Annotated in this window: 14 protein-coding genes; all 14 read right to left on the bottom strand. The window is 26.4% G+C overall.

What is annotated here, in order from left to right; all coding sequences use genetic code 11:
- Nucleotides 1–6: 6 nt before the first annotated feature.
- The gene (locus GQS57_RS06400; protein WP_165731743.1) at nt 7–777 is read right to left on the bottom strand and encodes a glycosyltransferase; all 771 of its coding nucleotides are present in this window, start codon (nt 775–777) and stop codon (nt 7–9) included.
- Between the two features lie 4 nt (nt 778–781).
- Nucleotides 782–2,137: an exopolysaccharide biosynthesis polyprenyl glycosylphosphotransferase gene (locus GQS57_RS06395; protein ID WP_165731742.1), complete on the bottom strand. Its 1,356-nt coding sequence runs from the start codon at nt 2,135–2,137 to the stop codon at nt 782–784.
- A gap of 1 nt (nt 2,138) precedes the next feature.
- The gene (locus tag GQS57_RS06390) at nt 2,139–3,242 is read right to left on the bottom strand and encodes a glycosyltransferase (protein WP_165731741.1); all 1,104 of its coding nucleotides are present in this window, start codon (nt 3,240–3,242) and stop codon (nt 2,139–2,141) included.
- 89 nt (nt 3,243–3,331) lie between these two features.
- A complete protein-coding gene (locus GQS57_RS06385; RefSeq protein ID WP_165731740.1) occupies nt 3,332–4,282 on the bottom strand; it encodes an acyltransferase family protein in 951 nt (316 codons plus the stop codon).
- A 27-nt stretch (nt 4,283–4,309) separates the two neighbouring features.
- Nucleotides 4,310–5,356, bottom strand: coding sequence for a glycosyltransferase family 1 protein (locus GQS57_RS06380; RefSeq protein ID WP_165731739.1), 1,047 nt, complete (start codon nt 5,354–5,356; stop codon nt 4,310–4,312).
- The gene (locus GQS57_RS06375; protein WP_165731738.1) at nt 5,343–6,662 is read right to left on the bottom strand and encodes an O-antigen ligase; all 1,320 of its coding nucleotides are present in this window, start codon (nt 6,660–6,662) and stop codon (nt 5,343–5,345) included. Before GQS57_RS06375 ends, GQS57_RS06380 begins: the two co-directional genes overlap by 14 nt.
- A complete protein-coding gene (locus GQS57_RS06370) occupies nt 6,659–7,450 on the bottom strand; it encodes a hypothetical protein (protein WP_165731737.1) in 792 nt (263 codons plus the stop codon). Before GQS57_RS06370 ends, GQS57_RS06375 begins: the two co-directional genes overlap by 4 nt.
- Nucleotides 7,451–7,811: 361 nt before the next feature.
- Nucleotides 7,812–8,993, bottom strand: coding sequence for a glycosyltransferase family 4 protein (locus GQS57_RS06365; protein WP_165731736.1), 1,182 nt, complete (start codon nt 8,991–8,993; stop codon nt 7,812–7,814).
- Entirely contained in the window at nt 8,993–9,949 is a 957-nt protein-coding gene (locus tag GQS57_RS06360) for a glycosyltransferase family 2 protein (RefSeq protein WP_165731735.1), read from the bottom strand. The genes GQS57_RS06365 and GQS57_RS06360 overlap by 1 nt, the downstream gene beginning before the upstream one ends.
- A 14-nt stretch (nt 9,950–9,963) precedes the next feature.
- Complete coding sequence (locus tag GQS57_RS06355; RefSeq protein WP_165731734.1) at nt 9,964–11,349, bottom strand: flippase; 1,386 nt, start codon at nt 11,347–11,349, stop codon at nt 9,964–9,966.
- The gene (rfbC, locus tag GQS57_RS06350) at nt 11,321–11,869 is read right to left on the bottom strand and encodes a dTDP-4-dehydrorhamnose 3,5-epimerase (RefSeq protein ID WP_165731733.1); all 549 of its coding nucleotides are present in this window, start codon (nt 11,867–11,869) and stop codon (nt 11,321–11,323) included. Before rfbC ends, GQS57_RS06355 begins: the two co-directional genes overlap by 29 nt.
- On the bottom strand, nt 11,869–12,723 hold the full coding sequence (gene rfbA / locus GQS57_RS06345) for a glucose-1-phosphate thymidylyltransferase RfbA (protein ID WP_165731732.1): 855 nt from the start codon (nt 12,721–12,723) through the stop codon (nt 11,869–11,871). The genes rfbC and rfbA overlap by 1 nt, the downstream gene beginning before the upstream one ends.
- Nucleotides 12,724–12,725: 2 nt before the next feature.
- Nucleotides 12,726–13,733, bottom strand: coding sequence for a dTDP-glucose 4,6-dehydratase (rfbB, locus tag GQS57_RS06340; protein WP_165731731.1), 1,008 nt, complete (start codon nt 13,731–13,733; stop codon nt 12,726–12,728).
- A 3-nt stretch (nt 13,734–13,736) separates the two neighbouring features.
- Nucleotides 13,737–14,774 carry an urea transporter gene (locus tag GQS57_RS06335; RefSeq protein ID WP_165731730.1) on the bottom strand — a complete coding sequence of 346 codons (1,038 nt, stop codon included), beginning with the start codon at nt 14,772–14,774 and terminating at the stop codon, nt 13,737–13,739.
- Nucleotides 14,775–14,804 lie beyond the last annotated feature (30 nt).

Here is a 14,804-nt window from a genome sequence, read left to right as displayed (position 1 = left end):
ATGTTCTTAAAAACCCCATTTATGGAAATATTTAAATGCAGATGAAGTATGACGTAAAAATAATTCCAGACTTTTAGAAGAGCCTTGTTTTAAAACATGTATGATTTGTTCTTGAGGAAAATATAATTTCTTCTTCTCTAATAAATCTATTTTTTTACAAATATCAACATCTTCCATATACAAGAAATACCGCTCATCAAAACCATTTAATGCTATAAAATCTTCTGTTCTGTATAGTTGAAAACAGCCTGTAATATATTCTGCAAAAAAAGGAATTTCTAAATCTCTTTCTCTGTATTCTCCTTTAAAAATAACAGCTTTAAACATTGGTTTTAAAAGCGTAAACCTTCTAGCAATTAATTCTGAAACAGATGGATATCTTCTGCAAGAATATTGATGTTTTCCGTTTGGAAACAATACTTTAGGAGCAATCATTGCAACATCTTTATTGTTTTCTAATTCTTTAATTAAATTAGAAATAACACCTAAGTTAAATAGTACATCTGGATTTAAAATTAAATGAAATTTAGAGGTTTCATTTATTTTATCTAATATTCTATTATGACCAGAACCAAACCCAATGTTTTTACCAATAGCAACATATTCAATTTCATTTTGATTAAAAACATCATTAAAATACTTCTGAGGTGTATTATCTATTAAATAAAGTTTCTTTTTTAGCGGAATACTTAAAAAACAATTTATTGTTTTTGTAAGCTCCTCTAAATTTTCATTATAAAGAACAATAGATACTGATATGTCTAATTTCTCTCTCATTTATTTAATATGCTTTCTCTTCTCCTTTAAAAATATTTATACAGGTTTTAAATATAATTTTTATATCTAATAAAAATGACCAATTTTCTATATAAAAAACATCTAAACGAACTCGATTTTCTATATCTGATTTTTTTTGTATTTCACCTCTATAACCACTAATTTGAGCCAAACCAGTAATTCCTGGTTTTACAGACTTCCTTTTCATATAATTAGTAACTTCTTTATCAAATTTTAAAGAATGAATATTCATATGTGGTCTTGGCCCTACAATACTCATCTGACCTAAAAATACATTAATAAATTGTGGAAATTCATCAATACTTGTTTTCCTTAAAAAAGCACCAACTTTTGTAATTCTAGCATCATTTTTCTTTGTGTGTCCTGCATCTAATGACTTCTCTTGATACATAGACCTGAATTTATAACACATAAAATCTCCTCCATTAATACCTTCTCTTTTTTGTTTAAAGATTGTTGCCCCTTTAGATTCAATTCCTATAATTAAAATAATAATAGGAAATAACCATGAAAAAATAAGTATACAGACTAAAAAAGAAAAAAAAATATCAAAAACTCTTTTTAAACTTCTATTTTCAAAAATTTCAAGTGGTAATTTTTTTACATTTAAAACAGGTAAAGAATTACCCAAATATTCTGTATTTAAATCTTTATTATATATTTCTCTTGAGTTTGGTATTAATTTTAATATTAAGTTATTTCTATTTGCAAACTTTCTTATTTTTCTTAATTCTAATTCTTTTAACTCATTTAAAGAACAAAATATTTCATCAACTTCATTTTGTAACACAAAATTAAAACTAGCTTTAATAGTACCTAAATATAGCTTATCAACTCTCTCTTTATCAGAAAAAAAACCTAGATATCTATATCCTAACCCCTTATCCTCTATTAATGTTTGTATAATTTTTTTTGATGAACTATCACTACCCAAAACAATAGCTTTTCTATAATTATTTCCTTTAGACCTATATAACCTTATCGAATAAAAAATAAAAAGTTTGAATATCCATAAAAGGGCTATAATTATTGTTAAAATTTTTGCTTGATTATTAATAACAACTCCTTCTCTGAAATAACCAAAATAAGTAAAATAGCCTAAAGTAAAAATAGCCGTTTGAGATATTAATATTTTAACAAGCTGATAAAGTTTTGTATTTCTATAAGTATTATAGTACCCCAAAACGAGTGAAGATATTAACCAAAATAGTGAAATATAAATTAGAAAAAAGCTATTTAGGAACTCTGTATCATAGACAAAAAAGACCACTAAATTTAGTATTAATAAATCAAAAAAGATTGATAAAGGTTTTATATATTTTGAATATCTTTTCCTCAAATTAAAGATTTTTTGTTTTTTGTTCTACAAATTCTTTAAATTCTCTTTCAAACCTTTCTTTACTAAAACGCTCTGCATTTCTTCTAATTACCTTAGCATCAAATTTTAATTTCTCAAATTTATTTACAGCTTCAATGATATCAATAATTTCTTGTTTTTGAAAAAAAACACCAGTTTCATTATTAATAACGGTCTCTTTTAATCCTCCTTTATTTAGTGCAATAACTGGTGTACCACAACTTTGAGCTTCTACAGGTAAAATTCCAAAATCTTCATCAGCTGCAAAAACTAATGCTTTTGCTTTTTGCAGAATTTTAACCATCTCATCCTGATTTTTTCTTCCTAAAACGGCTATGTTGCTTTTGGCTATTTTAAGAATCTGAGACATCTCTGGCCCTTCTCCAATAACTTTTAATTTTTTATTTGGCATTCTATTAAATGCTTCAACAATTAAAGCAATTTTCTTATAAGAAACTAATCTAGAAGCAGCTACGTAATAGTCTTCTTTATTTTCTTCTAACGGAAAATTTTGTATGTCTACAGGTGGATAAATAACAGTGGCTTCTCTATTGTAAATTTTCTTTATTCTTTGGGCAATATAATTAGAATTGGCAACAAAATGATCTACTCTATTGGTAGAAATAACATCCCAAGTTCTTAGTTTATGTAAAACTCTTTTAGCATACCAACCTTTTAAACCTGTTGTTAGGTTTTTATCTTCTAAATATTCATGATACAAGTTCCAAGCATAGCGCATTGGAGAATGACAGTAACAAATATGTAATTGATTTTGATTGGTTAAAACACCTTTAGCAACAGAAGATGATGATGAAATAACTAAATCAAATTCATTAAGATTAAAAGATTCTATCGCTTTTGGAAAAAATTCTAAAAATTTTCTATGATTACTCTTTGCAGTAGGTAAATTTTGAATAAAACTAGTCTTAACTTTCTTCCCATTTAAAATAAAAGCTCGGTCTTTATCATCTAAAAAATCTATAAGTGAGTGATATTCTAAATCGTCCCAAATATTAGCAATAGAATGAACTACTTTTTCAGCTCCTCCATTTGTATAAAACCAGTCATGTACTAGTGCTTTTTTCATAGACTTATTAGGCTAATTTCACCAAAAATATGGAATGTTGCTCTATAAAAGAGTATAAAAACAAAAAAATTACGGGAATTGCTCTAAACTTAAAAAGGACAAACAAATAAGCCTTTTAAATTGAACTTTTTATAGAAGTAATTAAACAATAACGGACCTAATAAACCTATTGTTACTCCTAAAAACACATGTAATACAACAGATGATATTCCTAAAACATTGTATAGAAAAATCCTTGTTCCTGCAGTAAAAAATATATGTAGAAGAAATATAACTAAAGATTGATTTCCTAAGAATGTAAATATTTTATTTTGCACCATAATTTTACTGAAACTAAAAACTACAATAGCCCCAATTAAAGCTGGTATTAAATAAAGTCTTATCTCATTAATCTTAAAAAGAACATTATAACAATAAAAGGATATTAAAAAAAACGGAACACTTAAAAACAAAATTAAAACGTTCTTTTTAAGTTGATTAATTTCTTTAAAAAGAAAAGAGCCTAGAATAAAATAAATATAAAAATCGAATAAATTATCTACTAAAATAATATTTGTATTTGGCAAAAAGTATAGAATAGCTGCAAAAAAAATCTTTAATTTTATATCAATTTTTATAAATATTACCGACAATATGTACATTAAAAAAACAGCATACAAATACCAAAAAGGAGCAATAGGTTCGTAAATTATTTTTAAAATAGACCAAAGATCTGAATTATTATTTGTGAATTTACTCAGTAAAACATTAATTAATATTTGAATTACAGACCATATAAAATAAGGATACATTATTGTTTTCGCCTTATTTATTATCAGTTCTTTTCCTCCATATTTAGAAAGGCTTTTATTAATAAAAAAACCAGAAATTAAAAAAAATAAAGGCATATGAAAACTGTAAATAATATCATCTATAAACATAAATGTATCATTACTAATTGATAAACCTTTTGCAAAAATACCTCGCAAAACATGTCCAAAAACTACAAGAACAATTCCTATACCTTTGGCATTATCAACCCAGTCAATTTTATTTTTCATAATTATGAATACCTAAGAGTATAGATTCTAACTTACACTCTCTATTTCTAAAATTTTTGTTTCTATTAAACTAGCAGATTTAGACCAACTATATGCTTCTAATTGCTTAAATTCTTGTTTTGGTTTTTCTAATGATAACATTATTTTTTCTTTTATATCATCTGTATTTTTAGGATCAAAATACTCTGCATTATTACCACAAATTTCTTTAAAAACATCAATATTAGACACACAAACAGGCAGACCACAACTCATTGCTTCTATTATTGGTATACCAAAACCTTCATACAAACTCGGATATACAAAAAGCTTAGCATTTTTATAATACTCTTTTAAATCAACATCATTTACACCTGTTAATATTTTTATTCGAGAGCCGTCTTCTTCGATATTTAAAGTTTCAAAAGCAAAGTTTTTATCAAAATTACCAACAATATATAAGTGTACGTTTTTGTCTGGTAACTTAAGAAACGCATCTATTAATCTCTTTAAATTTTTTCTAGGATGAAAAGATGAAACAGTTAAAATATACTCTTCTTCATTTTTATAACTTTCTTTTTCTTGTGCATCTTTTTCTAAAAAAATGGTACTTACAGCATTGTAGATAACACTAATTTTATTTTCAGGTATTTCTAATTCACTAATCAGTTCTTTTTTAGAACTATTACTAACTGTTAATATATGGTCTGCTTTTTTAGCTATAATCGGTATCATAAAATTATATACCAATGAAAACATTTTTGAATTCCATTCTGGAAATAACCTAAAACTTAGATCATGGATTGTTACAATTTGATGTTTTAAAAAAAGAGGAGCAGTATTACCTAATGAAATTAATAAGGCATCTTTTTTGCTAACATACAATTGTAATGTTATTTGCTCCCATAAATGACCTGTTAAATTACCGATTTTTTTTATATCTAATTCTTCTGCAATCTCAGAATTTATAATATTTTTTGGAGAAACAAATTCAATTTCTAAATTACTTTTTTTTAACTCCTTACAAATTTCAATTGCAAACCTTTGAACCCCTGTAATTCTTTGAGTTAAAAATCTTGAATTAATTATAATCATACGAATTTTTCTTTTTTAGGGTATTAAAAAATAAAAGCGAATTAAAGAAAGAAAAAAAGATAACACCATCTGATCTTTGTAAAATATTTTCAGTTAAAAACATCAAACAAACAGAAATTATAAAATAAAAAAATATAAATTTTTTATCTCTGTATGATTTTCTCATCATGTAAAACAAGAAAAACACAAAAGCTACAAAACCAATAAACCCTGTGGAAACAAGGAAGAAAAGATATTGATTATGGGTGTTATAATCTGTCCATGTATAAATATCAGAAAGTAATTCTGTAGCATAACAATTATTTAACTCTTCTTGTACATCACCAACACCAACACCTAAAAATAAATTATTAGGAATTAAATTTAACGAGCAATAATATATTCCGTTTCTAACATTTGACGAGTTGTAATCGTTAATTTTAGAGCTTTTATTTAGCACCTGAAAACCTGTATTAAAATACTCTTTTACTCTTATAGATAGTGGGTTTTTAAATGATAACGTAAGCATACTTATCGTTAAAATAGTAAGCCCAAAATACATTAATTTCTTTTTAGTAAATCCACCAAAAACAACTGTAGTTATAATACCCGATACTAAAAGTGCTAGCAAAGGCATTCTTGTAGAAATAAGGTACAACCAAATTAATAAAACAGCTACTAAAACGAGTAACACAAGTTTTTCTACCCATTTCTTTCTTTTATAAATTGCTACACAAAACATAAAAATGGTAAAAGAAATCCATAAACCTTGGTAAGTTGTATGTGTATTAGAAATTGTAGTTATAAACCCTCTAAATCGTCTAAGTTTAATTCTTGAAACAGCTTCTTCAGAAATCTGACGAATAGATGTATAACCATTAATTTTTATTTCTGTTGCCGATAATCCTTCTAATAAAAAGTCCTTATTAAAAAAAACAACACTTAATTGATAAAGTACAAATAGAACAACAGTAATAGAAAAAACAGCTATAATTCTATACAGGTTCTTAGTATTAAAAATATTCCTATTTAAATAAAAAGGAATTGGAATAATTACAAAAGACAACATTTTAGTTAAGAGATTTACCCCAACATTTGTGTTTTTTGAATAAATTAATGAAAGTATTAATATTAAATACGGAATTAAAAACACCCATATTTCTTTATTTAACTTAACATGAATCTTATTTTCTTTAAAATAAAATAGAATACCTAAAAGACACCAGATTATAGTTACGACACTTCTAAGTACAAAAGGAAGTAAAGGAAAGGTTGCTAATAGAAAAGTGAAACCTAAAAAGAACTTATGTAAAATACTTATTTTCATTTTTCTAAATTATGTATTACTTCCTCTTTTTTTATTTTTATAAACAATAACGGAAAAATTGCTAAAAACACAATGCTTTGTGTTAAATGAACAAGAAAACCAGCTAAAAAAAAGGCTATTAAAATAAAAAAAGACTTATTATTATTTTTAATTTTTTGAAGAATAAAAAGAATAATTAAAACAATTCCTATAAGCCCAGATGAAAATAAAAAAAAGAACCAAGAACTATCTATAGTCTCTATAAAACTACCTGCCCCTCTAACACCTCCTCCTACATTACCTATTGCTCCTCCAAAAAGAAAATTATAATCTACATTAATTTGAGTAGTCCATAAATGAACTCTATCATATAAAGATGCTGTTGATAAAATATTATTTTTAGCTAAAAAAATAAATGTTAAAACACCAACAGGTATCCCAACCTTTAAAAGTAAAACTAACTTCTTCAAATTTTTCTTTTTGGTAAAAAACTTAAAAAACTCATATACTATAAAAATCAAGTATGGGCTTCTTACAAATGAAAAAATTAAAGGTATTAATGCAAAGTATTTCTTCTTTCTAAATTTTTCATTTTGATCCATTAAAAGATAAGTTAAAATACTAAAATAACCTACAGATGCAGGATTACCAATAAGAGCTGGAGATCTCCAAAATTTAGAGAAATTTGTCATTTTAAAACCATATTCAGGGTCAACTCCCCATCTATAACGTCCTGTCATTAATTCCATATAACCCTTTGGTCCTAAAGCATAGGTTAATATTATAAACCCTGTATTTAATATTAGCAAATAAAAAAGAAGGTTTAATATTTTATTCCACTCTCTTTCTTCTATTTCTATTTTTTGAAATATAAAAATAAGTATAAATAAAAAATAGAATTCTCTAAACGAAATATATAAAGATTGTAATCCATTATTATTAAACAACAACACTATAAATAATCCAAAAAAATATAGAATAAAAAGTGAGTCTATAATGGTAACTTTTATTTTTTTTATTGCTTTAAAAAGGAACAGAAAACAAATTAAAAAAAAAGAAAGAGGATGAATAAGTTTCTTTAATTCCCAATTACCAAGAAATTTAAAAACAACAAAAGTTAAAACACCTTGTGTAGAAATTATTGTCAAAATAATAGACCAAAAAAAAAGCTTATTTAATTTTACCCTCATTCATCAATAATTTATGAAACACATTTAAATACTCCTCTACAACTTTTTCTATTTTAAACTGGTTCAGAAATTCCTCATCAAAATTAAAACTATTTAAAAAATTCTTATCTAAAATTATTTTTTCGATAAGAAGATTTAAACTTTCATCATCTGGATTAAAAATAAAAGCTTTATTATTCGACAAAAGTTCTAAGATGCCGCCTCTCTTACTACCAATAACTGGTTTTTTATGTATTATAGACTCTAAAACAACTCTTCCGAAAGGCTCGTGCCATAATGAAGGCACGATTAATACATCTATTTTCTTAAAAAAATCATTGCTATTTGTAAAACCTATGAATTTTATTTGATTGGAATTATTAATTTCTTTTAAATAATTAAGATATTCTTCCTCTATATTTCCTGCAATTAAAAGTTGCCAATTCTTACTTTTTATATTTGAGAAACTTTGTAATAACAGCTCAACACCCTTCGATTTATTAAGCTGACCAATATAACCAAACACAATTTTATCATTATCTATAGCATTATGTTTACTCTTAATATTAAAACCATTATAAATTACTTGATTCTGCACATCTTTAAAATATCCATTTTTTAAATGATCTTGTAAAATATAATTACTAATACCTATTACATGATCTACTTTAGCTGAATCTTTCTTTTTTGTAATAGAAAGTAATTTACAATCTACGCAAAGAGTTTTACAATTTTTTTCATTTTTAAACTTTGTTATTTTTGGACATTGTAAATAATAATCTCTTAAAGTATGAACTACTGGTAAATTTAAACCTTTTGCAATTGACCAAATATTAGTTGAAAACCCGCTTAAATTATTTGTAAATAAAACATCTGGTTTAAATTCTTTAAATATTTTATGAAATTCGTTACTATAATTAACATTTTTAGAATCTTTTAAATGCCATAAAAACTTTTGAGATGAAGCTTTAGGACTATTATTAAAAGGCCAATAAATATTTTTAATTTTTAAAGCAGTAATACTAACTCCTTTTATTTCATAATTTGAGTCTTGTTTATCTAAACAAACAACTTTAACAACATGTCCTAAAAGAACAAATTTCTCGGCTAAAATTTGTACTGATTTCTCGGCACCTCCAACTTTATTTGGAGCATAAAGGGTGTTTGTTATTAAAATCCTCATTAAAACTTAACTAGATTATTATTTTTTGCATCGTTTACCGCCCTTAAAAAAACTTTATAATTGATAGTGTTATATGCATAGATAGTTATAAAAAAAGTAAATAATAAACGATTGAGACTATAAACCAATCTATTAGAAATTAAATATTTTTTTTCAAAGACTATTCTATTCCTAATCGTATAATAAACTCTTAAAGAAGGAGCTTTTTTAATTTTTGCAAAGATAGAACTACCTCCATCTTTAATTGCCCAAGACGTATCTATATCATCTACAACGCTATCCAATAAAAGGTGAATTTTCATCCCTTTATTAGTTATTCTATAAGTCCAATCGTGATCATCAGAATATAAAAAATAATCTTCATCAGGATACCCTATCAATTCTAAAATAGATACATGAAAGAAAATACCTCCATAAGGTGCATATGCTATTTCTCCAATTTGTATGTTTAATTTTTCTTTTTTTCTTTTAAAAGGTCTAGAAATTTTTTCAAAAAAATGAAAACCACTAAAACTATTTTCCCAAGATAAAACCAATTCCGGATTATCTTCTTCTATTGCCTGTTTATACTGGCTTCTATCTGGTCTGTATGATAATAAAGCATGAACATTTGTAGGTTTTACAGCCCAGTAATCCTTTAAAATTTTAAGTGAATTTTTATTTGGTTTATTATCATCATCTAACAACCAAATATATTCACTTTCTTTTCTACTATTTGCCTCATTTAATCCTTGTTTAAAAGCTTTTGCAGACCCTAAGTTTGCTTCGTTCCAAATAACTTTTATATTCTCCTTATAATCCTTACTTAGAGCTAACAGTTTTGTTTTGCTTTTTTCTTCAGAATTATTATCAATTACAATAATCTTAGAAACATCCTCTAAAAAACAAGATCTTACTACTTTTTCTAATAAGTGGAATCTATCTCCATATGTTACAATAATAACGGTAGTATGCATTATTTTTTATTTACTTAATTTAGTCCAAAAGGAAGTGTTAAAATTCCTGTTTTATATTTTGCTACTATAACTCTAACAATATTCTCTCCTACAATAGCTGTTGTAGTTGCAATTGCTGCTCCTATTTCTTGATATTCAATTATTAAAAAATAATTAAGAATGATGTTTAAAATTAAAAAAGATGTAGAAATATAACTAAAAATTTTTTCATGACCACACATAATTAGCAATACACCAGAACAACCTGTAGAAACATTTACAAACTGACCAATACATAGAATTATTAAACAAGTATATGCTTCCACAAATCCATCACCCCAAAAACCTAAAATAGGCTTACCAAGAGCCACAAAAAACAATGCAGATAATAAACCAATTATAATTAACCAAAATGTAACTTTTTTAACCATTACAGACATTTCTGTAAAATTTTTATTTGAATAAAAAGTTGCAATTTTTGGAGAAATAGCAGAATTCGTTATTTGTAAAAAAAAAGCAATAAACAATACTAATCTGGCTGCCACGGTGTATAAACCAACTTTTTCTGAACCACTTAACCAACCTAACATTAATACATCTATAGAAGACGCAAGTAATGTTGTTGCAGATACAAAAAGTAAAGGAACAGCCATCTTTAACATTGACTTATCAAATACACTTTTTAAAAAAATAGGCTTGTACAGAGATTTCCAATAAATCGTAGCAGCTATAAATGTGATACATCTACCTACAACGTATAATATTATAATAGAATATAAATTTACGTCTATACTTAACAACCAATACAAACAAACCCCTATAAAAACAATTAATGAAGTTAAAAAGTCTTTAAGCAATCTACTTTGCCATACTTTATTATAACCATTAATACTCGAAGAAAATATGTTTCCAATGGTTTGGGGAACTATTACAAGAAAAACAATTATAATTGGCGTTTGTAGTTGGGGATTCTTAAAAATTTGAGAAATAAAACCTGAAGATAAAACTCCTAAGACAGTCAGAATTATAGCTATTAAAACATTTACCCTTAAAGCAGTAAACAGAGTACCACCTATAAGCTTAAAATCTTTTACACCATACCCAATTGCTGTATTCTTTAAAATCACATGATCCATCCCAAACATAGAAAAAACCATTACAATAGTAATTACTTGGTTTATCAAATTAACATCTCCCAAACCAGCAGCTCCTAATGTTCTACCAAGAAACACACTAGTTAACAACCTCGCTAAAATACCAACAATTTGAATTAATACGGTTGATGAAGATTTAAAAAAAACTTCTTTTGAATGTTCGTCTAAATTAGTAATTTTTTTAAAAATACCTTTCATAAAATCTTCTCCTAAAAGAGAACTATTTTTAAAATACTTATTAAATATTTTTAAATTCTGAAAAATCAAACAACACTTTATCCTTCTCTGAAAGTGTAATTTTATCCATAGGTATTTTCCAGTCAATATTTAAATCTTTATCATCAAATAAAACACCATCTTCTGCTTCTGGTTCATAATAATTATCACATTTATAAGATACAATTGTATCATCTTCTAAAACAGAAAAACCATGTAAAAACCCTCTTGGAACAAATAATTGTTTATTATTTTCTGCCGATAATTCTACAGAAAAGACTTTACCTAAAGTTTCAGAATCTTTTCTAGCATCAACAGCAACATCTAAAATTTTCCCTTTTACCACTCTTACTAATTTTGCTTGTGCAAATTCTCCTCTTTGTAAATGCAAACCTCTTACAACTCCATATTGAGAAGTAGACTGATTTCCCAAAACAAAATCTCCTTTAAATCCTGTTTTTTCTTCAAACTCTTTTTTATTATATTCTAATAAAAAACCCCCTCTATTATCTTTAAAAAAAAGAGGTTCTATAACATAACATCCTTTTAAACTTGTTTCTGTAACTTTCATTATATTTTTAATAAATTATTAGAATAACCACTTTTTAATAAAGGCTTTGTTATTTCTATCATTTGTTCTTTTGATATAAAACCTGCTCTGTAAGCTGCTTCTTCTATAGCACCAACTTTTAAGCCTTGTCTTTCTTCAATTACTTGTACAAACTGGCCTGCTTGCATTAAAGAATCAAAAGTACCTGTATCTAACCATGCAGTTCCTCTATCTAAAATTTCTACAGATAGTTTCCCTTTTTTTAAATACACGTTGTTTACTTCTGTTATTTCTAACTCGCCTCTTTTACTTGGCTTTATATTTTTAGCAATTTCTACAACTTCATTATCATAAAAATAAATACCAGGAACCGCATAATTAGACTTTGGTTTTTCTGGCTTTTCTTCTATTGAAATTGCTCTTTGATTATCATCAAATTCTACCACACCATATCTTTCTGGATCATTTACATGGTAAGCATACACAATACCTCCATTGGGATTGTTATTCGCTTTTAACAAATTAGATAACCCAGAACCATAAAAGATATTATCTCCTAAAATTAAAGCAACCTTATCTTTACCTATAAATTTTTCACCAATAATAAATGCTTCTGCCAAACCATTTGGTTCTGCTTGCACTTCATACTCAAAACTACAACCAATTTGATTTCCGTTACCTAATAACTTTTTAAACAAGGGTAAATCTTGCGGCGTAGAAATTATTAAGATTTCTCTTATTCCAGCCGAAATTAAAGTGGAAAGTGGATAATAAATCATCGGTTTATCATACACTGGCATTAACTGTTTACTTACTGCCAATGTAAGTGGGTGTAATCTTGTACCAGAACCTCCTGCTAAAACTATTCCTTTCATATCTAACTATATTTTTCTAAATACCACTGAATGGTTTTTCTAATACCAGTCTCAAAATTCTCTTTAGCTTTCCAGTTTAATTTATTTTCTATTTTCGATGCATCAATTGCATATCTAAAATCATGACCCGCTCTGTCTTCTACAAAACTAATTTGTTCTTTGTACGGTTTCTCTTTTGGTTTTTCTTCGTCTAAAATTTCACAAATAGCATTTGCTATATATAAATTATTTCGTTCGTTTTTACCACCAATATTGTAGGTCTCTCCTAATTTACCTTCTTTAAAAGCAAGCGCAATACCTGTACAATGGTCTAATACAAATAACCAATCTCTTATATTTTTCCCATCACCATAAATGGGAATATTTTCCCCAGAAATAGCTTTTCTTATAATTGTAGGAATCAGTTTTTCGTCATGTTGTTTTGGTCCATAATTGTTAGAACAATTGGTGGTTACAACATTCATCCCAAATGTATGAAAATAGCTTCTCACCATAAAATCTGATGATGCTTTAGAAGCACTATAAGGGCTGTTTGGTGCATAAGGTGTTTCTTCAGTAAACAAACCTGTTTCTCCTAAAGTACCATACACCTCGTCTGTAGAAACATGTAAAAATCTTGAATTTTCAAAACCTTCTATAAATACATTCGGACTTTCCATCCAATATTTTTTTGCTACATCTAATAAATTAAAAGTTCCAAAGACGTTTGTTCTAACAAATGCATCAGGATTTTTAATAGAATTATCAACATGAGATTCTGCTGCAAAATGAATAACGCCTGTAAACTTATGTTCATTAAAAAGATTTTCTACCAAATCTCTATCACAAATATCTCCTTTTACAAAAGTATATCTTTCATTATTTTCTATTTCAGATAAGTTAGAAAGATCTCCTGCATACGTAAGCACATCTAAATTTACTACTTTGTAGTTTTTATGTTCGTTTAAAAAATAAGGGATAAAATTAGAGCCTATAAACCCTGCTCCACCTGTTATAAGAATTGTTTGCATTGTTTATTTTTTGTAGTTATTTAGAAATGTATTTAATTGTTTTATCATTAAAAATAAAACCATAAGACCTGCACCTAAAACAGCTAATAAAAAGGCATAATTTTGCGCAACACCACTTACTTTATATCCTACGGACTGAAAATTAGAAACTACATTAATCACCTCATATTTTTCAGATCTATCACTAACAACACTCTTTAATTCTGCATTAATTTTTCTATTCGTTTCAAAAAGCTCTAACTCTTTGGTTGTGCTCTTAACACCTCCTAAATCTATATTTGTTCCGTTACTTTGTTTTTTTGCCTCTTCAACCATTACCTGCATGTAAACCCTTCTTAAAGAATCTACCTGACCTAAATTTTGACGTAATAAAGAATCGGTTCTGTTTAAGTTCTCATTACTTAATTCCTTTAATCTGTTAAAGTATTTATTCTTTACTACGGAAGAAATAATAACATCTCCTAAATTATTAAAAACATCATTTTTTTCTGAAACTACGTGAATTTCATGAATTTTATAGTCATAATCTGAGAAGGCTTTTTTAAACTGTTCATATTTATAACTCTTTACCGTAGTTGTATCTACTGCCAAAATAAATTTATTATAAGAATCAATAATATCATTTTCAGTTTCTACGGAAGTGATTGTAAATTTCTTAAAACTTGCAGCTGTTGGTTCATCTATATTAAATATTTCAGCTAAGTCTGCCGTCTTTTTCTGTCTTACAAGGTCATTATAATAATTTATATTATTATATAATTGCCTTGTACTTTCAAAATTCGGTTTTACAAGTAAATCAGATCCATAAAGATCTTTCTTTTTTACCTCTAAAAAAATCCCTGCAACAACACCTATTAATGCTGCAATTGCAATCTTAATAAAGTGTTGTTTAAAGAAGATTAAAATGATGATTAGAAAATTAAAAACTCCTTTAAAAATACTTCCAATAAAATTAAAAAACTTAGAAAAACCTTTACCTATAAGCACAAATAATGAACCTAAATCTATTTCTTCTTCGTTATTTTTTTGATTTGTTGACATTCTTTTTTGATATAATATTTTAGTCTTAGA

The sequence above is a fragment of the Polaribacter sp. 20A6 genome, from assembly GCF_011378915.1.
GTDB classification, from domain to species: Bacteria; Bacteroidota; Bacteroidia; order Flavobacteriales; family Flavobacteriaceae; genus Polaribacter; species Polaribacter sejongensis.
This window is presented reverse-complemented; position numbering and strand designations above follow the sequence as displayed.